This is a genomic window from Pseudomonas sp. NPDC096950, from assembly GCF_044762525.1.
GTDB lineage: Bacteria > Pseudomonadota > Gammaproteobacteria > Pseudomonadales > Pseudomonadaceae > Aquipseudomonas.
The window spans coordinates 41,093-62,881 of record NZ_JBIWEL010000023.1; the positions used below are offsets into that span (position 1 = coordinate 41,093).

The window sequence follows — 21,789 nt, forward strand, 5'->3', positions numbered from 1 at the left end:
AACAATTGCCCGTCAGCCCAGTTCCACGCGATTGCGTCCGGCGTTTTTCGCCCTGTACAGCGCCTGATCGGCTCTTTTAAGCACCATATCGCTGTGTTCGCCAGGTTTGAATGCCGCCAGCCCCATGGAAATGGTGACAGTCACTCGCTCACCCTTGAAGTGAAACGGGCAGGCTTCAATCGAAGCGCGCAGGGTTTCCAGCAGTTTTGTCCCGACCGCCGGCACCGTCGACGGCATCAACAGCACGAACTCTTCACCGCCGAAGCGGGCAATGAAGTCTGAGCCGCGCAGGCGTTTGCGCAGCACACTGGCGATGATCTTCAGCACCTTGTCGCCCGCCAAGTGGCCGTAGTTATCGTTGATGCGTTTGAAATGGTCGAGGTCGAGCATGGCCAGCATCAGTGTGTTGCCGTGTTGCTGCCACTCAGCGATTTCGTGCTCCAGCCGTTCGCTCCAGGCCGCGCGGTTAGGCAGGCCGGTCAGCGGGTCGATCAGTGCTTTTTGCCGCTGTTCTTCAAGGTGTTCGCGATAGCCCAGGGCTTCCTGCTCCATGTGCGCAACCCGCTCGGCCAGGCCTTGCAGGCGGGCGGCGACTTCCTGCTCACGTTCATCCCGCTGTTTCTGATGCTGATCCATAGTGCCCAGCAGGCCTTCAAGATGGTTTTCCAGAACGTGCTTGAGGTCCTCCAGATCGGCCGCGTCCTGCATGCTGGTTTGCAGCCCGTCGACCTGCTCGCGAATCTGCGTGTCCATCTCCCGCGCGGCGGAGCGGTTATCGGCATGGCCGGCGCTGGCGGCTTGCAGGTTGCTCTGGAACGACTCGAGGCGCTCGTTGAGTTGCTGCAAGTACGCTTCGAATTCGTGCTGGCCGCTGTCGGTGATCGCCAGCATCAAGGTGGCCAGATCGTCGAGGATCGGTAGCAACTCGTACCAGTTCAAACCGTTTTGCAGACGCTCGCGCATGGCTTCGGCTTGCGGGCGATGGCGTTCCGGTAGCGTCAGGTCGTCGAGCAGGCCCAGCAGCGTCTCTTCGATGTGCGTGGCCACGGAGCTGTAGGAAGGCTCCGGTGAATCCGGCAGCGCATAGAGGATGTCTTGCTCGGGGTGTTCCGGGTCGATGGCGGCCAGTGCCTGGGCCATGACGGGAGGCAAGGGCAGGGTATCGAGGAATACCGGTGTTTCTGGATTGGCCGCCGGAATCAGTTCGTCTGGATTGACGGCTGGTTGAACGTCAACGACAGGCGCGATGGTGGATGCCGTCGGTGCCATGGGATGTTCAGGGGTTGGCTGTGGCGATGGTGTTTGGGCGTGTGCTGCCTGCGGCTCTACGACAGTAGGGACAAACGCTACAATCTCCGGCTCGGGTGATGGCTGCGGTGCCAGTGGCTCCGGAATGGCGACGGTCGACGCTACTTCGGCTGTTGGCGCCTTTGTTTGCGGCGCGCTGGCGACTGGGGCGAGTTCGGCCTTCGTTTGTGGCGGTGCCTCGGCAACGGGTGCAGAAACGGGTTGTTGGGCCAGCGCCTGTACGGCGGGGGCAGCGACCTGTGTCGCTGACTCTTCCGCTTCCCGGCTGCCGAACAACCGCTGCAACAAGCCTGGGCGTCCGGGTTCGGCAGGGTTCTCCAATTGGTTCAGGGCTTTGCCTTGCAAGCCGCTCAGTTCGCTGAGCAGCAATGGAATCTCACGAGCCTGGCCGACGCGTCCATCCAGTTGCTTGGCGAAGGCCTTGAGTGGTCGGCTGACTTCCCGGGGCAGTGGCAGGGCCTGGAGCTGCGTGACCAGCGCATTCAGTGCGGCGCTGACTTGATCAACCCGGGTTTCGCGGCGCTGTTCGGAGTCGAGTACGGCTTTTTCCAGGCGTGGCAGCAGCGCGGCGAGGCCGGCGTCCATGTCATCGGTGCGCACGACTTCGCGCATTTCCTTCATGCACAGGTCAACAGCGCGGTCGGTGCCCTCGGCGGCCAGGGTGCTGCGCACCAGCCCGCGACGCAACAGATCGAGCCGGGCATCCCAGCGACGCTCGAGCTTCTCCTGTTGTTCAATGCTTTTGAGGTACTTCTCTTTCCAGCGCTGTGCTTCGTCGCTCATTCATGGGATCCGCGAGGGGCAGGACTCAACGCGGGGAATGCATCGGCCGTGAGCGAACCCGGCAGACGAATCTCTACCGCGACCGGCAGGTGATCGGAAATCGGATGTGCCAGCACTTCGACCTTTTCCAGGGTCAGGGTCGGGCTGAGCAGGATATGGTCCAGGCAACGCTGCGGGCGCCAGCTAGGGAACGTCGCTTCCAGTTGCGGTGCCAGCAGGCCGAGGTCGCGCAGCGGGGAGCTTTGCAGCAAGTCACTGGCGTGGGTATTCATGTCGCCCATCAGCACTTGGTGTTTGTAACCACCGATCAACTCGCGGATGTAGGCCAGTTGCAGGCTGCGCACGCGGGCGCCGAGGGCCAGGTGCATCATCACGACGACCAGCGCCTCCGGACCTTCGCCGAAACGCACCAGGATCGCGCCACGACCCTTGGGCCCCGGCAACGGGTGGTCTTCAATCGCCCACGGGCGCAGACGGCTGAGTACGCCATTGCTGTGCTGGCCGAGGCGACCGAGATTGCGATTGAGTTGTTGATACCAGTAAGGGAAAGCGCCCAGTTGGGCCAGGTGTTCGACCTGATTGACGTAGCCTGATCGCAGGCTGCCGCCATCGGCTTCCTGCAAGGCGACCAAATCGAAGTCGCCCAGCAGATTGCCGATCTTTTGCAGGTTGTCGGCACGCCCGGTGTGCGGCAACAAGTGTTGCCAGCCACGGGTCAGGTAGTGCCGATAGCGCTCGGTACTGATGCCGACCTGGATATTGAAGCTGAGCAAACGCAGACGGCTGTCTGCGGGCAGGCCCGTCGATTCCAGATGATGCGTGTTGACCTGCGGTTCATGCAGGCCAACGACGCGTTCAGTACCCCAGCGGCGCATGGCAGGGGCCGCGCTTAGTTGGCGGCAGCCTTGTTAGCCGCTCGCTCTTTGTCGACCAGTTTGTCGGCCAGTTGCAGGGCTTGTTCGGCACCGCCGGCGGAACCCACGTCAAAGCGATACTTGCCGTTGACGATCATGGTTGGAACGCCGGAGATTTCGTACTTCTTCGCCAGCTCTTTGGCCTGGACAATCTTGCCCTTGATGGCGAAGGAGTTGAAGGTGGCCAGGAACTTGTCCTTGTCGACGCCTTGGGTGGCGAGGAATTCGGCCATTTCTTGCGGATCGGTCAGGCGTTTGTGTTCTTTCTGGATCGCGTTGAAGACTGCCGCGTGAACCTTGTTCTCGACGCCCATGGCTTCCAGGGTCAGGAACATCTGGCCGTGAGCGTCCCAAGGGCCGCCGAACATGGCTGGAATACGCACGAAGTTGACGTCGGAAGGCAGTTTCTCAACCCACGGATTGATCACAGGCTCAAAAGCGTAGCAGTGCGGGCAGCCGTACCAGAACAGCTCCACGACTTCGATCTTGCCTGGGACAGCCACTGGAACCGGGTTGGTCAGTTCGACGTAAGGCGCCGCGGGTGCTTCGGCGGCCTGGACGTTCATGCCGAACAGGCTGGCAGCGACGAGTGCGGCGCTGATGATCAGATTACGCATGCTTTACTCCTGGACAAATTAGGTCGCCTCGCGCGACCTGTTTTCAGACAGGTCCTGGCGGGCTTGAGTTCTGTAGTGTAACGGCAGCGGCCACAAAAAAGGGCGGCCTGAGCCACCCTTTTTATACTTGCTGCGACGGATTAATAGAGCGTTAACGTTGCAGGAGATGTACGCCTCGCGTAACGCCCGATTTACCAGTCTTAGTGCAGGCCTTGAATGTAGCTGGACACCGCTGCGATGTCTTCGTCGCTCAGGCGTTTGGCGATGGTCTGCATGGTTTTGGTGTCGCCGTCGTTGCTGCGGCCACCTTCTTCCTTGCGGAAATCGGTCAGTTGCTTGGCCACATATTGAGCGTGCTGGCCACCCAGGTGCGGGAAGCCGGCTGCTGCGTTACCCGCGCCATTTGGCGAATGGCAGCCGGTGCAGGCGGGCAGGCCCTTGGCCAGGTCGCCGCCACGGAACAGTGCTTCACCGCGAGCCACGACTTTAGGGTCGGCGGCGCCAACGCTGCCTTTCTGGCTGGCGAAGTAGGCGGCGATATCGGCCAGGTCCTGATCGCTCAGGTTGGTCAGCAGGCCGGTCATTTCGAGTACCGTGCGTTTGCCGGACTTGATGTCGTGCAACTGCTTGTTCAAATAACGCTCGCCCTGACCTGCCAGTTTCGGAAAGTTAGGCGCCATGCTATTGCCATCCGGGCCATGACAGGCGCCACAGACTGCGGCTTTCGCCTGGCCAGCTGTTGCATCACCTGCAGCATGGGCAACGCCGGAGATCCCCACGGTCAACAGCAGACTCACGATCAATTTGTTCATCAGCTAATCCAACTACGGCTAAGGGTTAAAGAGTTATGGGCCGGGTTTACTCGCTCATCCAGTGGATGATGGCTTGGTAATCCTCGGCACTGCAGTCCATGCACAAACCACGCGGCGGCATCGCCTTGAAACCCTGGGTCACGTGTTGCACCAGCGTCTCCATACCTTTCGCCAACCTCGGCGTCCAAGCTTCCTGATCGCCCTTTTGAGGCGCCATGGGTAGTTGGCCGGAATGACAGGCACCACAAACACGGTTGTACACAGCTTCCGGATCCTGTGTAGCCTGAGCGCTGTAAAGCGGCATCAAGACACCGGCAGCTAGCAGCCATTTCGTCATAAAACGACCTTTTCAGGGTAGAGAGCGTTCTGCGTTCTAATGCGCAATCAAGGTCAATCGCTCTCGTGAACTTCATCCTACGCTGGGACAAAGCGCACACAAAATCTGCGGCATTATATACTGGCGCTACTGAAACGGAAACGACACCGCTTGCCGCGTCCATTCCCGGCGCCGCCCACATCGGAAATCCCATGCAACTCAAGAACCCCATCCTCGGCCTGTGCCAACAGTCCACCTTCATGCTCAGCGCTGCCAAAGTCGACCAATGTCCGGACGACGAAGGCTTTGAAGTAGCCTTCGCCGGGCGTTCCAACGCCGGTAAATCCAGCGCGCTGAACACCCTGACTCACGCCAGCCTGGCGCGGACCTCGAAAACTCCGGGTCGCACGCAGTTGTTGAACTTCTTCAAGCTAGACGATGATCGGCGTCTGGTCGACCTGCCGGGCTACGGTTATGCAAAAGTCCCTATTCCATTGAAGCTGCACTGGCAGCGTCACCTGGAAGCTTATCTGGGCGGTCGCGAGAGTTTGAAAGGTCTGATTCTGATGATGGACATCCGTCATCCAATGACCGACTTCGACTTGCTGATGCTCGATTGGGCGGTCGCCGCTGGCATGCCGATGCACATTTTGCTGACCAAAGCAGACAAGCTGACCTACGGCGCGGCGAAAAACGTCCTGCTCAAGGTGCAGGCGGATATTCGTAAAGGTTGGGGTGATGCGATCAGCATCCAGTTGTTCTCGGCGCCAAAACGCATGGGCCTGGAAGACGCCTACACTGTATTGGCAGGCTGGATGGAATTGGCGGACAAGGGCGCTGAGATTGCCCCGAGTGCTGAATAGGACTTTTCTACAGGCAAAAAAAACCCCGGACTTCGTATGGGGAGGGGGAAGTTCCGGGGTTCAAGTTCCGGACCGCTAGGGCGGGGTCCAGATATCTGCCAACACTTAACACAACATAGGAGCATTGAAGGGCTTCACCAGCCATTCAGTAACTCTGAGTGGCAGTTCACCAGATTAGTTCAGAAATTTTTCAAATGCCTTTGGAATAACCCAGCGCATTTTTCGAACTAAGCGCCCTTCGCCCTTCTGCCGCGGCACTATGCCGCAGCAGAAGTCGTCTTTCAGACGGCTCAGTGAGCCTCATCCCAGTTATTGCCGACCCCGACTTCGACCAGCAACGGCACGTCCAGCTTCACGGCGTTGCTCATGTGCGCGCGAATTTCTTCACGCACCTGGTCGACCAGGTCCTCACGCACTTCTAGCACCAGTTCATCGTGTACCTGCAGGATGACTTTGGCGTCCAGGCCTGACGACGTCAGCCAGTTATCCACCGCCACCATGGCTTTCTTGATGATGTCGGCCGCGGTGCCTTGCATCGGGGCGTTGATCGCGGTGCGTTCGGCACCTTTGCGCAGGGCCGGGTTTTTCGCGTTGATCTCCGGCAGGTACAGGCGACGACCGAAAATGGTTTCGACGAAGCCCTGCTCGGCGGCCTGGGTGCGGGTGCGCTCCATGTACTCCAGCACGCCGGGGTAACGGGCGAAATATCGGTCGATGTACGCCTGGGACTGCTTGCGATCGACGCCGATCTGCTTGGCCAGGCCAAATGCGCTCATGCCGTAGATCAGGCCGAAGTTGATCGCCTTGGCGCTGCGCCGCTGGTCGGTGGTGACCTCTGTCAGTTCAACCCCGAAGACCTCGGCCGCCGTGGCTTTGTGCACGTCCAGGTCGTTGCGGAAGGCGTGCAGCAAGCCTTCGTCCTTGGCCAGGTGCGCCATGATCCGCAGTTCAATCTGCGAGTAGTCCGCCGCCAGCAGTTTGTAGCCTTTCGGCGCCACGAATGCCTGACGAATCCGCCGGCCTTCGGCGGTACGAATCGGGATGTTCTGCAGGTTTGGATCACTGGACGACAAACGACCGGTGGCCGCAACAGCCTGGTGATACGAGGTGTGAATCCGCTGGGTGCGCGGGTTGATCTGCTCCGGCAAGCGATCGGTATAAGTGCTTTTCAGCTTGCTCATTGAGCGGTACTGCATCAGTACTTTGGGCAGCGTGAAATCCTGGTCGGCCAGTTCCGCCAGCACGGCTTCGGCGGTTGAAGCCTGGCCCTTGGCGGTTTTGCTAAGGACGGGCAGGCCGAGCTTTTCGTACAGGATCGCGCCCAATTGCTTCGGCGAACCGAGGTTGAATTCTTCGCCGGCGATGGCATACGCCTCACGCTCCAGCTCGACCATTTTCTTGCCCAGCTCGACGCTCTGAATGCCCAGCAGCTCGGCATCGACCAGCGCGCCCTGGCGTTCGATCCGGGCCAGCACCGGCACCAACGGCATTTCGATTTCGCTCAAGACCTTGCTCAAGCTTGGAATCGCGTTGAGCTTTGCCTGCAAGGTCTGATGCAGACGCAAAGTTACATCGGCGTCTTCGGCGGCGTAAGGCCCGGCCAGTTCCAGGGCGATCTGGTCGAATGTCAGCTGCTTGGCGCCCTTGCCGGCGATATCGGTAAAACCGGTGGTGGTGTGATTCAGGTACTTGAGCGCCAGGCTGTCCATGTCGTGGCGGGTCGCGGTGGAGTCCAGCACGTAGGATTCGAGCATGGTGTCGAAGGCGATGCCCTGCACCGTGATGCCGCAACTCTGATCACCGCCGATGGCGCAGTTGGCCAGGATGTTCATGTCGAACTTGGCGTGCTGGCCGACCTTGAGCTTGCTCGGGTCTTCGAGGATCGGTTTCAGCGCCCGCAATACGGTGTCGCGGTCCAACTGTTCGGGCACGCCCATGTAGGAGTGAGTCAGTGGGATGTAGGCCGCTTCGTTGGCCTGAACCGCGAACGACAGGCCCACCAGTTTTGCCTGTTGCGCATCGATACCGGTGGTTTCGGTATCGAAGGCGAACAGTTTGGCGTCGTTCAGCTTCTGCAACCAGAGATCGAAATCCGCCTGGGTGAGAATGGTTGTGTACTTGAGTTCAGCCGCGACGGCCGCTACTTCAGCGACAGGCGCGACGACTTCCTGGCCGGAGCGCTTGGCATCGCGCTGGTTGTCTTCGAACCAGCTCTTGAACTCCAGCAGGGTGTAGAGCTCGGCGAGTTTGTCGTGATCCGGCTGGCCCATTTGCAGGTCATCGAGGCCAATGTCCAGCGGCACGTCGATCTTGATGGTCGCGAGCTTATAGGAGAGGAATGCCATCTCCTTGTGCTCTTCGAGCTTGGCCGGCAGGGTCTTGGCGCCGCGAATCGGCAAGGTTGGAACGATGTCGAGCTGCGCGTAGAGCTCGGTCAAACCGCCATTCACGCCTACCAAAAGGCCAGACGCGGTCTTCGGACCGATACCCGGAACGCCCGGAATGTTGTCGGACGAATCGCCCATCAGCGCCAGATAATCGATGATCTGCTCGGGAGCGACGCCGAATTTCTCCTTCACGCCCTCCACGTCCAGCGCGCTACCGGTCATGGTATTGACCAAGGTAATGTGGCCATCGACCAGTTGCGCCATGTCCTTGTCGCCGGTGGAGATCACCACCGGGCGGTCAGCGGCCGCGCTGCTGCGGGCCAGGGTGCCGATCACGTCATCGGCCTCGACGCCTTCGACGCACAACAACGGGAAGCCCAGGGCGATTACGCTCTGGTGCAGCGGCTCGATCTGCACGCGCATGTCGTCGGGCATGCTCGGGCGGTTGGCCTTGTATTCGGCGTACATGTCATCGCGAAAGGTCCCACCCTTGGCGTCGAACACCACGGCGAACGGGCTGTCCGGGTACTGCTTGCGCAGACTCTTGAGCATGTTCAACACACCCTTGACCGCGCCGGTCGGCAGGCCTTTGGAAGTGGTCAGCGGTGGCAGCGCGTGAAAGGCGCGGTACAGGTAAGAAGAACCGTCCACCAGGACGAGGGGGGCTTGGCTCATGAGCACGATCAACCTTTTCGGCGGGTCCGGCGCTAGAATAGCGGGACCGTTGACGACAAAGGGACAAGGTTATCATGCGCACACTAAATCGCCTGTTGCTGGCTGGGTTGTTTGCAACCGTTCCATTGGCTGTCATGGCGGCGGATGACGCGCCGTCGGCGGAGCCGGAAGTCACCATTAACACGCACACGGAAGGCGACAAGGTCATTCAGGAATACAAGAAAGGCGGGTTTACTTACGCCATCAAGGTCACGCCGAAGGTTGGGCCTCCGTATTTCCTGGTGCGCGCGGACGGGACCGATGCGAATTACATCCGCTCGGATCAGCCGGATATGCTGATTCCTGCGTGGGAAATCTTTACCTGGAAGTAGTTTCTTAACTTTAATCGGCGCCGCTTTAATAGCGGCGCCCGAACTGAGCAGTTTTTAACCATGTCTGTGTTTACCCCCCTGGCTCGGCCCGAGCTGGAAACCTTTCTCGCCCCATACGGGCTCGGCCGCCTGCTCGATTTCCAGGGGATTGCCGCCGGTAGCGAAAACACCAATTTCTTTATCAGCCTGGAGCAGGGTGAGTTCGTCCTGACCTTGGTCGAGCGTGGACCGGTTCAGGAGATGCCGTTCTTCATCGAACTGCTGGACGTACTGCATGAGGCCGACCTGCCGGTGCCGTACGCATTGCGCACCACCGACGGCGTGGCCTTGCGTGAACTGGCCGGCAAACCGGCGCTGTTGCAGCCACGCCTGGCCGGCAAGCACATCAAGGACGCCAACGCCCAGCATTGCGCCCAGGTAGGCGAACTGCTCGGCCACCTGCATCTGGCGACCCAGGCCAACATGATCAAGCGCAAGACTGACCGCGGACTGGACTGGATGCTGGAGGAGGGCACGCAGTTGCTTTCGCACCTGAATGCCGAGCAAAGCGACCTGCTGCAACGGGCATTGGACGAAATCACACAGCAGAAGACGAAAATTCTGGCGCTGCCACGAGCCAACATCCACGCCGACCTGTTCCGTGACAACGCGATGTTCGAAGGCACCCACCTGACCGGGTTGATCGACTTCTACAACGCCTGTTCGGGCCCGATGTTGTACGACGTGGCGATTGCCTTGAATGACTGGTGTTCCGACGAACAAGGCGTGATCGACGGTCCGCGAGCCCGGGCCTTGTTGGGCGCGTATGCGGCGCTGCGGCCATTCACCGCTGCCGAGGCCGAGCTGTGGCCGACCATGCTGCGGGTGGCGTGTGTGCGGTTTTGGCTGTCGCGGTTGATTGCGGCGGAGTCGTTCGCCGGGCAGGACGTGTTGATTCACGACCCGATGGAGTTCCAGCAGCGCCTGGCGCAGCGGCAGAAGGTCAGTACGCCGTTGCCTTTCGCCCTTTAAAGGCTTCGCGAGCAAGCCCGCTCCCACAGGGTTAATGCGTCCTTGTGGGAGCGGGCTTGCTCGCGAATAGGGGCAACGCCAATGTCCGGGTCACAACGACTCCAGACACCCCGCCAAATCATTCCCCAACTTCTCAAACACCTGCTCATACCCTTTGGCAGTCGCCGGGGTGTACCCGCCCAACGCATCCAGCTCCGCCAGTTTCACCGGCAGGCCGGCCACCAGGGTTTCCGCCAGGCGCGGGCGCAGCGGTGGCTCGCTGAACACACAAGTCTTGCCGACTTCCTGCAAACGTGTACGCATCGCCGCGACATGCTGGGCGCCCGGCTGCACTTCGGCCGCAACGCTGAACACGCCCGTGTGCTTCAAGCCGTAGGCGTCTTCGAAGTAATCGAACGCTTCGTGGAATACGAAATAAGGTTTGCCCGCGATGCCCGCCAGACGAGCCTTCAAGCGCAGGTCCAAGGCATCCAGACGTTCATCGAACGCCTTGAGATTGCTCTGATAGCGCGGGGCGTTTTCGGGATCGGCAACACTCAGGTCCGCAGCCATTTTCGTGGCGATCACCCGCGCATTGACCGGCGACAGCCACAAATGCGCGTCCAAAGTGCCAGGGCGGTGATCATGGTCATGTTCGTCGGCATCTTCGGCGTGTGACTGACTATCTTCGGCGAAATGCCGCAGTTTCATCCCCGGCAGGTCCTGCACGGCCACGGTTGGCAGCGTACGACCTTTCAGCACGCGGGGCAGGAAACCTTCCATGTCCGGACCGATCCAGTACACCAGGTCCACAGACTGCACCTTCCGTACGTCGGACGGGCGCAGCGCATAGTTATGCGGCGAAGCACCCGGCGGCAGCAGCACTTCCGGAATCGCCACGCCGTCCTGCACCGCAGCTGCAATCAGCTGTAGCGGCTTGATGCTGGTGAGCACTTTGACTTCGGCGTGGGCCGATCCGATCAGCAGGAAACTTGCGACAAATGCGACAAAGATAGAAAAAAGTCGGGACACGATGACCACTCGAAGAGGCGAGAACGGGTAACATAATAACGTCTCTCACAAAACTCGTCGCCGCTCATGCCTAAAACACCGATTGCCAGCCGTCCCCACGACCACTCCCATTGCGTGCATAGCGCATTGTCAGAGGCCGATGCCCTGTGCGCACGTCAAGGCCTGCGCCTGACCGCCTTGCGCCGGCGGGTGCTGGAACTGGTGTGGCAAAGCCATAAACCGCTGGGTGCCTACGACATTCTGGCAGTGCTCAGCGAGCAGGATGGTCGTCGCGCCGCGCCGCCGACCGTGTACCGCGCGCTGGATTTCCTGCTGGAAAACGGCCTCGTGCATCGCATCTCCTCGCTGAACGCCTTCGTCGGCTGCAATCACCCCGAACACGCCCACCAAGGCCAGTTCCTGATCTGCCGCGAATGCCACGCCGCCATCGAGCTGGAACAGAAATCCATCAGCGACGCGATTGTAATCAGCGCCAAGGATGTCGGATTTGTCGTGGAAGCCCAGACCGTTGAAGTGGTCGGGCTCTGCTCGGGTTGCCAGGGGGCTTGATGAGCAACGCGCTGATCCGTCTGGAACAGGTCGCCGTCACGTTTGCCGGGCAAAGCGTGCTGGAAAACATCGATTTGAGTGTCGAGCCGGGGCAAATCGTGACCCTGATCGGCCCCAACGGTGCGGGCAAAACCACCCTGGTGCGCGCGGTCCTTGGCCTGTTGAAGCCGGACAGCGGCAGTGTCTGGCGCAAACCGAAGCTGCGCGTTGGTTACATGCCGCAAAAACTCCACGTCGATCCGACCCTGCCGCTGTCAGTGCTGCGCTTCCTGCGCCTGGTGCCGGGCGTAGATCGGGCGCGGGCCTTGGCGGCACTCAAGGAAGTCGGCGCCGAACAGGTGATCGACAGCCCGGTGCAAAGTGTTTCCGGCGGTGAAATGCAGCGTGTGCTGCTGGCCCGGGCACTGTTGCGTGAGCCGGAACTGCTGGTGCTCGACGAACCGGTACAAGGCGTCGATGTGGCCGGCCAGGCCGAGTTGTACAGCTTGATCACGCGCCTGCGGGACCGTCACGGTTGCGGCGTGTTGATGGTTTCCCACGATCTGCACCTGGTAATGAGCACCACCGACCAGGTGGTTTGCCTGAATCGCCACGTCTGCTGCTCCGGGCACCCGGAACACGTCAGCGGCGATCCGGCTTTCGTCGAGCTGTTCGGAAAGAACGCACAAAGCCTGGCGATTTATCACCATCATCATGACCACGCCCATGACCTGCATGGCTCGGTGGTCAGCGCGGCCCCGTCGGCCAAACCTCACGTTCACGGAGATAGCTGCAAGCATGGCTGATTTTCTGCTCTACGCCCTGCTTGCAGGTCTGGCCCTGGCCCTGGTCGCGGGCCCGTTGGGTTCATTCGTGGTCTGGCGCCGCATGGCTTATTTCGGCGACACCCTGTCCCACGCTGCGTTGCTGGGCGTGGCTTTGGGCTTCTTGCTGGATGTCAGCCCCACGGTGGCCGTCACCGTTGGCTGCTTGCTGCTGGCGGTGTTGCTGGTGACCTTGCAGCAGCGTCAGCCGCTGGCGTCCGACACGCTGTTGGGAATTCTCGCACCGAGCACGCTCTCGCTGGGCCTGGTGGTACTAAGCTTCATGCATGAAGTGCGGATCGACCTGATGGCCTATCTGTTCGGCGACCTGCTGGCGATCAGCCCGACCGATCTGGCCTGGATCCTCGGCGGCAGCGCGGCGGTGCTGGGGTTGCTGGTATCGTTGTGGCGCCCCTTGCTGGCGATCACCGTGCACGAAGAGTTGGCCACGGTGGAAGGCTTGCCGGTGGCGGCGTTACGCCTGACCCTGATGCTGCTGATCGCCGTGGTGATCGCCGTGGCGATGAAAATTGTCGGTGTGTTGCTGATTACTTCGCTGTTGATCATCCCGGCGGCTGCGGCACAACGTCACGCCCGCTCGCCGGAGCAGATGGCACTGGGCGCGAGCCTGCTGGGCATGCTCGCGGTGTGTGGCGGGCTGGCGTTGTCATGGTTCAAGGACACCCCGGCGGGCCCGTCGATTGTGGTGACGGCGGCCGCGCTGTTTCTGCTGAGTTTTGTCCTGCCCCGTCGAGGGGTGTAGACTTGCTCGTTTTTTGCGCAAATAGAGAGTCGCAGGAATGAAGCCGTTCGCCTCCCGTTATCTGCTCCTTGTCGCATTTTCTCTGCTGCTGGGCGCTTGCCAAAGCTCGCCACCGGCGGCCCTTGAGGTCCCCGATGCACGGGCCACGGCCATCGCACAACTGGAACAAAACCTGGCCAGCAGCGAGTTGGCCACCGCCGAAGACCAATTGGCAGCCTTGCAGGCTGAGTCGCCCAACGACCCATCCCTCGTGCAATACCAGCGGCAACTGGCCGAAGCCTATCTGCAGCGCAGCCAGATCGTGCTGCAAAAAGGTGACGTAAACGCTGCCGCCACCGCGCTGAGCCGCGCCCGGGCGTTGATGCCCAAGGCGCCAGCGCTGACCGGTGGAGTCAACAACGCCATCGTCAATGCCCGTAAGGCAGAGCTGGATAAAGCCGAAGCAGCGCTGATGGCTGCCGAAGCCAGGCCGAGGGCGAAGGTGATCGATCCAACGGCTGAAAGTACGACGATTGCGCTGAACATCAACGATATGGGGAAACTTCGCAAGCAACTGGATGCTATCGCCACCGATGTGGTGAATTACCGGTGTGAAGTGAGCCTTCAGGTCCCTCGTACCCAGGATTACCCTTGGCTGGCCACATTGCTGACCAAACGGGTGAAGAAGCTGGATTCGGAGTTCGACCTGACGCTGGAAAAGCATATTCTGCGCAACATACCTGCACAGATGATTTTAAGTCCGCGTAAGCCCTGAAAAGCTTCGCGAGCAAGCCCGCTCCCACATTTGAAATGCATTCCAAATGTGGAGCGGGCTTGTTCGCGAAGGCGTCCTTCTGATCGCTAAAAGGCTTAAGCCGGAATCGCCTTGGCCTTAGGCTCCCGATCCCAAACCCGATGCTGCCCAATCGCCGCAAAGAACGCCTTGAACAACTTGGCATCCGCGCCAACGATCAACCCTGCATCCGCCTCCAGTTTCAACACATCCAGCAACTGCTTGGCCTCGCCATGCAACGCGATCGCCTTCAGGTGCTTGTACGCTTCCAGCACATAATGCAGCGCCACGCCATCGGTGCTCAACGCCTTGATCGACGCCGCGCCACCCGGCACGAACACCGCATCGAACGCCACCGACGGCAAGCCTTCCATCGACGCATCCACCGGCAGTGACTTGCCATCGGCCGTCGTGACCGGCGCGGACGTCGGTCCGAGCAGTTTCGCGTGGGCACCCTCGGCGGCCAGTGCTTTCTTCAGCGCATCAATCGCTGCGCCATCGACGCCGTTGGCCGCAAGAATCGCGACTTTCCGCGTCTTGATGTTCTCGGGTAGCAAGTTGGCCTGACTCAAGGCAGGGGAGTGATCCAGCGAGGTTTTACGCACTTCAACCGTGCCGGCCTTCGGTGCCGGCAGCCCCAGGTTCTGCGCTACGCGCTTGGCCAGTTCCAGGTCGATGTTGGCGAGGATCTCATTGACCTGCCGTTCACGAATCCACAACCGATCAACCTTACCGAGCTCAAAGCTGTAAGCCGCGATGATGTGTTCCTGCTCGTGCTTGCTCATGCTCTTGAAGAACAGCCGCGCTTGGGAAAAGTGATCGCCAAACGACTCGCTGCGCTGACGGATCTTGTTCGCATCGATGCGCTCCGGATACGTCTCGAAACCACCATCCTGCGCCGCCGGTGGCGTTTCTTTCGGCCAGCCGCCGTCAATCGAGTTCGGCTCGTAGGACGCGCGACCCTTGTCGATGGTGGTGCGGTGCAACGCATCCCGCTGGCCGTTGTGGAACGGAGCTACCGGGCGGTTGATCGGGATTTCGTGGAAATTCGGCCCGCCGAGTCGGCTGATTTGCGTGTCGGTGTAGGAAAACAACCGGCCTTGCAGCAACGGATCGTTGGAGAAGTCGATGCCCGGCACGATGTGGCCTGGGCAAAACGCGACTTGCTCGGTTTCAGCGAAGAAGTTGTCCGGGTTGCGGTTCAGCACCATTTTGCCCAGCGGCGTGATCGGGACGATTTCTTCCGGGATCAGTTTGGTCGGGTCGAGGATGTCGAAGTCGAAGCTGTGCTCGTTCTCCTCCTCGATGATTTGTACGCCAAGTTCCCATTCCGGGTAGTCCCCGACCTCGATGGACTCCCAGAGATCGCGACGGTGGTAGTCAGTGTCTTTACCGGCGAGTTTCTGCGCCTCATCCCACACCAGCGAGCAAGTGCCGGCGGTAGGGCGCCAGTGGAATTTGACGAAACGCGATTTGCCTTCGGCATTCACCAGGCGGAACGTGTGCACACCGAAGCCCTGCATGCTGCGCAGGCTTTTCGGAATCGCCCGGTCAGACATGGCCCAGATGACCATGTGTGCCGATTCCGGTTGCAGCGAGACGAAGTCCCAGAACGTGTCATGGGCCGAGCCGCCAGTAGGAATCTCGTTGTGCGGTTCCGGTTTTACGGCGTGGACGAAGTCGGGAAACTTGATCGCGTCCTGAATGAAGAACACCGGCATGTTGTTGCCCACCAGGTCGAAGTTGCCTTCGTCGGTGAAGAACTTCACGGCGAAACCTCGTACGTCCCGCACGGTATCGCCTGACCCGCGCGGGCCCTGCACCGTGGAAAAACGCACGAAGACTGGGGTTTTCTGGCCCGGGTCTTGTAGGAATCCGGCCTTGGTCAATACCGAATGGTTTTCGTAGGTCTGGAAGAAACCATGGGCACCGGTGCCACGGGCGTGGACGATGCGTTCGGGAATGCGTTCATGGTCAAAATGCGTGATCTTTTCACGCATGATGAAATCTTCCAGCAGCGACGGCCCGCGGGCGCCGACTTTCAGGGTGTTCTGGTTGTCCGAAACTTTGACGCCCTGGTTGGTGCGCAGGGCTTGCCCGGTGGCGTCGGAGCGGAATGTCTCCAGGCTATCGAGCTTGGCATTGGTGTTGCCGCGGTCCAGGGTATCGGTCCCGGCCAGGGCGCTTTTTGGGGTGGCAGGCTTTTTAGTACTCATCAGTCGTAAACTCCTCGTTCGATTCCCGCCGTAGCCAGGACTCTTGTGCATTCCCCAGGCACGGCACCAGGGGCGTTTTCGAGTTGCCTTATTAGTGACTGATGACGTTTTTAGCCGTTCCTTTTTTCTGACCTTTGATCGCGTTATTGCCAAATCGAAGGTTCAATGCGGAATAAATGCTAATAACCTCTATACGGACAGGCTAAAATGCGCGCCCGGCTAACCGCTGATCCTTTTCCAACGCGCCCCACAAGGTTCGCTACGTGATCGAGTTTCAAAACGTCCATAAGACTTACCGCGTCGCCGGTAAGGATATTCCCGCCCTGCATCCGACCAGTCTGACGATTGAGAACGGTCAGGTCTTCGGCCTGATCGGTCATTCCGGCGCGGGAAAAAGTACCCTGCTGCGTCTGATCAATCGCCTGGAGAATTCCAGTGGCGGCAAGATCTTCGTCGATGGCGAAGAAGTCACCGCGTTGGACGCCAATAGCCTGCGGCGTTTCCGTCAGCAGGTCGGGATGATCTTCCAACACTTCAACCTGCTGGCGTCCAAGACCGTGGCCGACAACGTCGCGCTGCCGCTGACCCTGGCTGGTGAACTGTCCCGCAGCGAGATCGACCAGCGCGTGGCGGAACTGTTGGCTCGCGTGGGTCTGTCCGACCACGCCAAAAAATATCCGGCGCAGTTGTCTGGCGGCCAGAAGCAGCGCGTCGGCATTGCCCGCGCCCTGGCGACCAAGCCGAAAATCCTGCTGTGCGATGAGGCCACCAGCGCCCTGGACCCACAGACCACCGCGTCGGTCCTGCAATTGCTGGCCGAGATCAACCGCGAGCTGAAGCTGACCATCGTCCTGATCACCCACGAGATGGACGTGATCCGTCGGGTCTGCGATCAAGTGGCGGTCATGGATGCTGGTGTGATCGTCGAGCAAGGTTCGGTGGCCGAGGTGTTCCTGCATCCCAAGCACCCGACCACCAAGCGTTTCGTGCAAGAAAGCGAGCAGATCGATGAAGGCGAACAGCGTGACGACTTCGCCCATGTGCCGGGCCGTATCGTGCGTCTGACGTTCCAGGGCGAAGCGACCTACGCGCCGTTGCTGGGCACCGTCGCTCGGGAAACCGGTGTGGACTACAGCATTCTGGCCGGTCGTATCGATCGCATCAAAGACGTCCCTTACGGGCAACTGACCCTGGCTGTCACTGGCGGCGACATGGAGGCGGCGTTCGGCCTCTTCACCGCGGCTGACGTCCACATGGAGGTGCTGCGCTAATGGAACTCATCAAGACCTTTTTCGAAAACATCGACTGGTTCGAAATCTGGCTGGCCACCGGCGACACGATGCTGATGCTCGGCGGTTCGTTGTTGTTCACCGTTTTGCTCGGCTTGCCGCTGGGCGTGCTGCTGTTTCTGTGCAGCCCGCGTCAGTTGCTGGAATCCCGGGGGCTGTACGCCGTGCTTTCGCTGGTGGTGAACATCCTGCGGTCGCTGCCCTTCATCATCCTGCTGATCGTGATGATCCCGTTCACCGTGCTGATCACCGGCACGTCGCTCGGCGTCGCCGGTGCGATTCCACCGCTGGTGGTGGGTGCCACGCCGTTCTTCGGGCGCCTGGTGGAAACGGCTCTGCGTGAAGTGGATCGCGGCATCATCGAAGCGACCCAGGCCATGGGCGCGACCACCAAGCAGATCATCATTAACGCCTTGCTGCCGGAAGCCCGTCCGGGCATTTTCGCGGCGATTACGGTGACGGCGATTACACTGGTGTCCTACACGGCGATGGCCGGTGTGGTCGGCGCCGGTGGGTTGGGCGACCTGGCGATCCGTTTTGGCTACCAGCGTTTCCAGACCGATGTGATGATCGTCACCGTGGTGCTGTTGCTGGTGCTGGTGCAGGTGCTGCAGATGGTCGGCGACAAACTGGTCGTGCACTTCTCCAGAAAATAAGCAGTTCTCGTAATTTAAGACATGAGCCGGCCATTCGCTGGCAGGCGCCAAACGGGCGCCCACAAGGAGTTAGCTGAATGAAAAAACTACTCGTCGCATTGGCTGCCGTAGCCGCGTTTTCCGCCCACGCCGATGAAACCCTGACCGTTGCGGCCACACCGGTCCCGCACGCGGAAATCCTCGAGTTCGTGAAACCGACTTTGGCGAAGGAAGGTGTGAACCTGCAGGTCAAGGTGTTCACCGACTACATCCAGCCGAACGTGCAGGTTGCCGAGAAACGCCTGGACGCCAACTTCTTCCAGCACCAGCCGTACCTCGATGAGTTTAACAAGGCCAAAGGCACCAATCTGGTTGCCGTGGCCGGCGTGCATCTGGAACCGCTGGGCGCTTACTCCAGCAAGTACAAAGCGCTGACCGAACTGCCAGGCGGCGCCAACGTGGTGATCCCGAACGACGCCACCAACGGCGGCCGTGCGCTGTTGCTGCTGGCGAAGGCGGGCCTGATCAAGTTGAAGGATTCGAACAACATCCTTTCGACCACCAAAGACATCACCGAGAACGCCAAGGACCTGAAATTCCGCGAACTGGAAGCCGCGACCATCCCGCGCGTGCTGACCCAGGTCGACCTGGCGCTGATCAACACCAACTACGCGCTGGAAGCCAAACTCGATCCGTCCAAGGATGCGCTGGTGATCGAAGGCAACGACTCGCCGTACGTGAACATCCTCGTGGCCCGCCCGGACGACAAGGACAGCGAAGCGATGAAGAAACTGGTTGCCGCGCTGCACAGCCCGGAAGTGAAAGCGTTCATTCTTGAGAAGTACAAAGGCGCGGTGTTGCCGGCGTTCTGATGTTCAAGGGGGACGCGGAGCGTCCCTGGCTGCATTCCCACGCAGAGCGTGGGAACGATAGGGGCGCATTCGATGCGCCCCTTTTTTTGTGCCCGAAACACCGACCCTGTGGGAGCGGGCTTGCTCGCGAAAGCGTCGTTTCAGTCGACATTGATGGTGACTGACACACCGCTTTCGCGAGCAAGCCCGCTCCCACAGGGGGGTTGTGTAAGGCTGAGTTAGTTGCGTTTGAGCATCACCGGCAACTGCGCCACGAGCTTCACGTTATTCAACGGTGCGCGAATGAATCCGCGTTGGGTGCCGTCCGGCCCGATCACCGCGAGGTTGCCGCTGTGGTCGACCGTGTAGTTCGGCTTGCTGGTATCCGCCGGAATGAACGGAATGCTCACCGCGTTAGCCAGTTTCTGGATGTCGTCTACTGAAGAGGCGGTCAAACCCTGGAACTGCGGATCGAAGTAGCCCAGGTACTGTTTGAGCTGCTTGGGCGTATCGCGGTTCGGGTCAACGCTGACCAGGATGATCTGCAACTTGGCCACCGCTTCCGGCGGCAGTTCGCTTTTGATCTGGCGCAGTTGGGCGAGGGTGGTCGGGCAGATGTCCGGGCAGAAGGTGTAGCCGAAGAACAGCAGGCTCCACTTGTCTTTCAGCTCGTTGACCGCCACCGGTTTGCCGTCCTGATCGGTCATCGTCACATTCGGCAGGTTACGGCTTTGCGGCAGCAGGATGATGCCCGCGTCGATCAGTGCCGTCGGGTCACCCTGGCCTTTGCCGGACAGCACCTTGTTGACGGTCAGGCCCAAAACCAGCGCGATCAGGGCGACGAGGATGAAGACGGTTTTCTGAGTTCGAGTCATAGGTTCAACAGTAAGTAGTGGTCTACGAGCAGGGCGATAAACAGCAGGAACAAGTACCAGATAGAGTACTTGAAGGTGTTGATCGCCGCGTGCGGCCGAGTGCCACGGTACAACACCACGGCCCATTGCAGAAACCTTGCGCCAAGACCGAGGGCACACACCAGGTAGAGCACGCCGCTCATGTGGATCACGTACGGCATCAGGCTGACCGCCAGCAGCGCGAAGGTATAAAGAAGGATGTGGACTTTGGTGTAGTGCTCGCCATGGGTTACCGGCAGCATCGGGATGTCGGCCTTGGCGTATTCCTCTTTGCGGTGAATGGCCAGGGCCCAGAAGTGCGGCGGGGTCCAGGCGAAGATGATCAACACCAGCAGCAACGGTTCAGCGCCGATATGCCCGGTCGCTGCGGTCCAGCCGAGCAGCGGCGGGGCTGCACCGGCGAGGCCGCCGATGACGATGTTCTGCGGCGTCGCGCGTTTCAGGAAACCGGTGTAGACCACCGCGTAGCCGAGCAGGGAGGCGAGGGTCAGCCATGCGGTCAGCGGGTTGGTGAAGGCCAGCAACACGGCTTGCCCCAGCACCGCCAGCACCAAGGCAAACGTCAGCGCCGCGGCCGGCGACACCCGGCCTTCCGCCAACGGCCGTTTATGGGTTCGGGCCATGACTGCGTCGATCCGCCGGTCCACCACATGATTGACCGCCGCCGCGCCCCCGGCACACAGCGCGATCCCCAGATTGCCGAATATCAGCACCGTCCACGGCACCCCGGCGCGGGTCGCGAGGAACATGCCCACCAGTGAGGTGATGAGCATCAGCACCACCACTTTGGGCTTGGTCAGCTCCAGATAGTCCCGCCAGATCGCCTGACTGTGACGTTCGCCGATCAGAATCGCCATGGCATCTCTCCTTTTATTGTTATGGGCCCGGCTGAATGTTTACGCGGGCTGAACCGCCAGCGTGCAGGAGCGTGTTGTTTGACCCGAACCAGACTGGTCCGCGCGTGGTAATTGACCAGCACCATGGTCAGCAACAACGCCGCACCGCCCGCGTTGTGGGCGACGGCGACTGGCAGCGGCAGGTGAAACAGCACGTTGCTGATGCCCAGGGTGATTTGTGCACCGAGAGCGATCAGCACCAGGCCGGCGAGGCGCGTCATGCCGACCACTTTCAGTTGCCAGGCCAGGCCCAGCAGTACCAGTGTCACCATCAGTGCGCCGATGCGGTGAGTCAGGTGAATCGCCGTGCGGGCATCGCTGTCCAGTTGCCCGCCGAGGTAATTGGGGCCGATGTGTTGGGTCAGGTGAAAGCCGTTGGCGAAGTCTGCCGGTGGCAGCCATTGGCCGTGGCAAGTCGGGAAGTCGATGCACGCCACGGCCGCGTAGTTGGAACTGACCCAGCCGCCGAGGGCGATTTGCAGAATCACCAGCAGCAACCCGGCCGTCGCCCAGTACTGCAAACGCTTTGGCACCGTCAGCGCGGGCAATACACCGGACAGCCGCAGGGTCAGCAAAAACAACAGACTCAAAGTCGCAAAACCGCCAAGCAAATGCCCGGTGACCACTTGCGGCCAAAGCTTGAGCGTCACCGTCCACATGCCAAACGCCGCTTGGGCGAACACCACACCGAGCAGGAACAGTGGCAACTTCACCGGTTGCCCCGGATGACGACGATGCACCCAAGCGCGACCGGCCAGCACCGAAATCAACAACCCCAGGGTGCCGGCGAAGTAGCGGTGGATCATCTCGTTCCAGCCTTTATGGGCCACCACCGGCGTGTCAGGGAAATGCAGTTCGGCATGGGCCAGTTGGGCTTCGCTTTTCGGCACGCTGATAAAGCCGTAGCAACCCGGCCAATCCGGGCAACCGAGGCCGGCGTGGGTCAGGCGGGTGTAGGCGCCGAGCAACACCACAATCAGTGCCAGCAAGGTGGCAAACAGCGCGAGGCGAAATCCAGGTTTGGCCATGACGA

The 21,789-nt window shown here is 60.5% G+C and carries 21 protein-coding genes; 10 read left to right on the plus strand and 11 right to left on the minus strand.

The window, feature by feature from the left end:
• Window positions 1-12 precede the first annotated feature (12 nt).
• From ACIQY3_RS27065 to ACIQY3_RS27085, 5 genes are all read right to left on the minus strand, one after another.
• Window positions 13-2,091: a diguanylate cyclase gene (locus ACIQY3_RS27065; protein ID WP_403025928.1), complete on the minus strand. Its 2,079-nt coding sequence runs from the start codon at window positions 2,089-2,091 to the stop codon at window positions 13-15.
• On the minus strand, window positions 2,088-2,966 hold the full coding sequence (locus ACIQY3_RS27070) for an endonuclease/exonuclease/phosphatase family protein (protein WP_403025931.1): 879 nt from the start codon (window positions 2,964-2,966) through the stop codon (window positions 2,088-2,090). The genes ACIQY3_RS27065 and ACIQY3_RS27070 overlap by 4 nt, the downstream gene beginning before the upstream one ends.
• Before the next feature lie 14 nt (window positions 2,967-2,980).
• Window positions 2,981-3,622, minus strand: a complete 642-nt coding sequence (locus ACIQY3_RS27075; RefSeq protein WP_054048016.1) for a thiol:disulfide interchange protein DsbA/DsbL — start codon at window positions 3,620-3,622, stop codon at window positions 2,981-2,983.
• Between the two features lie 200 nt (window positions 3,623-3,822).
• Window positions 3,823-4,434: a c-type cytochrome gene (locus ACIQY3_RS27080; protein WP_403025935.1), complete on the minus strand. Its 612-nt coding sequence runs from the start codon at window positions 4,432-4,434 to the stop codon at window positions 3,823-3,825.
• A 46-nt stretch (window positions 4,435-4,480) separates the two neighbouring features.
• A complete protein-coding gene (locus tag ACIQY3_RS27085) occupies window positions 4,481-4,771 on the minus strand; it encodes a cytochrome c5 family protein (protein WP_054048012.1) in 291 nt (96 codons plus the stop codon).
• A gap of 191 nt (window positions 4,772-4,962) precedes the next feature.
• Between ACIQY3_RS27085 and yihA the strand changes: the two genes are divergently transcribed.
• Entirely contained in the window at window positions 4,963-5,613 is a 651-nt protein-coding gene (yihA, locus tag ACIQY3_RS27090) for a ribosome biogenesis GTP-binding protein YihA/YsxC (protein ID WP_054048010.1), read from the plus strand.
• A 290-nt stretch (window positions 5,614-5,903) separates the two neighbouring features.
• On the opposite strand, the gene polA is transcribed toward yihA, so the two are convergent.
• Entirely contained in the window at window positions 5,904-8,675 is a 2,772-nt protein-coding gene (gene polA / locus ACIQY3_RS27095) for a DNA polymerase I (RefSeq protein WP_403025939.1), read from the minus strand.
• Window positions 8,676-8,749: 74 nt separating this feature from the next.
• On the opposite strand from polA, the gene ACIQY3_RS27100 reads away from it, so the two are divergent.
• Together ACIQY3_RS27100 and ACIQY3_RS27105 are read left to right on the plus strand one after the other, a co-directional pair.
• On the plus strand, window positions 8,750-9,046 hold the full coding sequence (locus ACIQY3_RS27100) for a DUF2782 domain-containing protein (RefSeq protein WP_054048006.1): 297 nt from the start codon (window positions 8,750-8,752) through the stop codon (window positions 9,044-9,046).
• Between the two features lie 60 nt (window positions 9,047-9,106).
• A complete protein-coding gene (locus ACIQY3_RS27105; RefSeq protein ID WP_403025942.1) occupies window positions 9,107-10,057 on the plus strand; it encodes a homoserine kinase in 951 nt (316 codons plus the stop codon).
• Window positions 10,058-10,147: 90 nt separating this feature from the next.
• On the opposite strand, the gene ACIQY3_RS27110 is transcribed toward ACIQY3_RS27105, so the two are convergent.
• Complete coding sequence (locus ACIQY3_RS27110) at window positions 10,148-11,068, minus strand: zinc ABC transporter substrate-binding protein (protein WP_403025944.1); 921 nt, start codon at window positions 11,066-11,068, stop codon at window positions 10,148-10,150.
• Between the two features lie 66 nt (window positions 11,069-11,134).
• Here ACIQY3_RS27110 and zur point away from each other — a divergent pair, with 66 nt between their 5' ends.
• Genes zur through ACIQY3_RS27130 form a run of 4 tightly spaced genes read left to right on the plus strand, consistent with a single transcriptional unit; the run spans window position 11,135 to window position 13,937 of the window.
• Window positions 11,135-11,617 carry a zinc uptake transcriptional repressor Zur gene (gene zur / locus ACIQY3_RS27115; RefSeq protein ID WP_123408492.1) on the plus strand — a complete coding sequence of 161 codons (483 nt, stop codon included), beginning with the start codon at window positions 11,135-11,137 and terminating at the stop codon, window positions 11,615-11,617.
• Window positions 11,617-12,402 carry a zinc ABC transporter ATP-binding protein ZnuC gene (gene znuC, locus ACIQY3_RS27120; protein ID WP_054048000.1) on the plus strand — a complete coding sequence of 262 codons (786 nt, stop codon included), beginning with the start codon at window positions 11,617-11,619 and terminating at the stop codon, window positions 12,400-12,402. The genes zur and znuC overlap by 1 nt, the downstream gene beginning before the upstream one ends.
• Complete coding sequence (znuB, locus tag ACIQY3_RS27125; RefSeq protein ID WP_403025947.1) at window positions 12,395-13,183, plus strand: zinc ABC transporter permease subunit ZnuB; 789 nt, start codon at window positions 12,395-12,397, stop codon at window positions 13,181-13,183. Before znuC ends, znuB begins: the two co-directional genes overlap by 8 nt.
• A gap of 37 nt (window positions 13,184-13,220) precedes the next feature.
• On the plus strand, window positions 13,221-13,937 hold the full coding sequence (locus tag ACIQY3_RS27130) for a PA5502 family lipoprotein (protein ID WP_403025949.1): 717 nt from the start codon (window positions 13,221-13,223) through the stop codon (window positions 13,935-13,937).
• Between the two features lie 95 nt (window positions 13,938-14,032).
• Here the strand turns inward: ACIQY3_RS27130 and katE are convergent, their stop codons facing one another.
• On the minus strand, window positions 14,033-16,171 hold the full coding sequence (katE, locus tag ACIQY3_RS27135; RefSeq protein WP_403025951.1) for a catalase HPII: 2,139 nt from the start codon (window positions 16,169-16,171) through the stop codon (window positions 14,033-14,035).
• Window positions 16,172-16,434: 263 nt separating this feature from the next.
• On the opposite strand from katE, the gene ACIQY3_RS27140 reads away from it, so the two are divergent.
• The 3 genes from ACIQY3_RS27140 (at window position 16,435) to ACIQY3_RS27150 (ending at window position 18,967) form a co-directional block, all read left to right on the plus strand.
• A complete protein-coding gene (locus tag ACIQY3_RS27140; RefSeq protein ID WP_403025953.1) occupies window positions 16,435-17,442 on the plus strand; it encodes a methionine ABC transporter ATP-binding protein in 1,008 nt (335 codons plus the stop codon).
• A complete protein-coding gene (locus ACIQY3_RS27145; RefSeq protein WP_403025955.1) occupies window positions 17,442-18,116 on the plus strand; it encodes a methionine ABC transporter permease in 675 nt (224 codons plus the stop codon). Before ACIQY3_RS27140 ends, ACIQY3_RS27145 begins: the two co-directional genes overlap by 1 nt.
• 77 nt (window positions 18,117-18,193) lie before the next feature.
• Window positions 18,194-18,967: a MetQ/NlpA family ABC transporter substrate-binding protein gene (locus ACIQY3_RS27150; protein WP_403025957.1), complete on the plus strand. Its 774-nt coding sequence runs from the start codon at window positions 18,194-18,196 to the stop codon at window positions 18,965-18,967.
• A 218-nt stretch (window positions 18,968-19,185) separates the two neighbouring features.
• Here the strand turns inward: ACIQY3_RS27150 and ACIQY3_RS27155 are convergent, their stop codons facing one another.
• From ACIQY3_RS27155 to ACIQY3_RS27165, 3 genes are read right to left on the minus strand one after another with little or no spacing between them, the layout of a single operon-like run.
• Window positions 19,186-19,821 (minus strand): SCO family protein, encoded by a 636-nt coding sequence (locus ACIQY3_RS27155; RefSeq protein ID WP_403025959.1) that lies wholly within the window; start codon window positions 19,819-19,821, stop codon window positions 19,186-19,188.
• Window positions 19,818-20,717, minus strand: coding sequence for a heme o synthase (gene cyoE, locus ACIQY3_RS27160; protein WP_403025961.1), 900 nt, complete (start codon window positions 20,715-20,717; stop codon window positions 19,818-19,820). Before cyoE ends, ACIQY3_RS27155 begins: the two co-directional genes overlap by 4 nt.
• A complete protein-coding gene (locus tag ACIQY3_RS27165; protein WP_403025963.1) occupies window positions 20,705-21,784 on the minus strand; it encodes a heme A synthase in 1,080 nt (359 codons plus the stop codon). Before ACIQY3_RS27165 ends, cyoE begins: the two co-directional genes overlap by 13 nt.
• Window positions 21,785-21,789 lie beyond the last annotated feature (5 nt).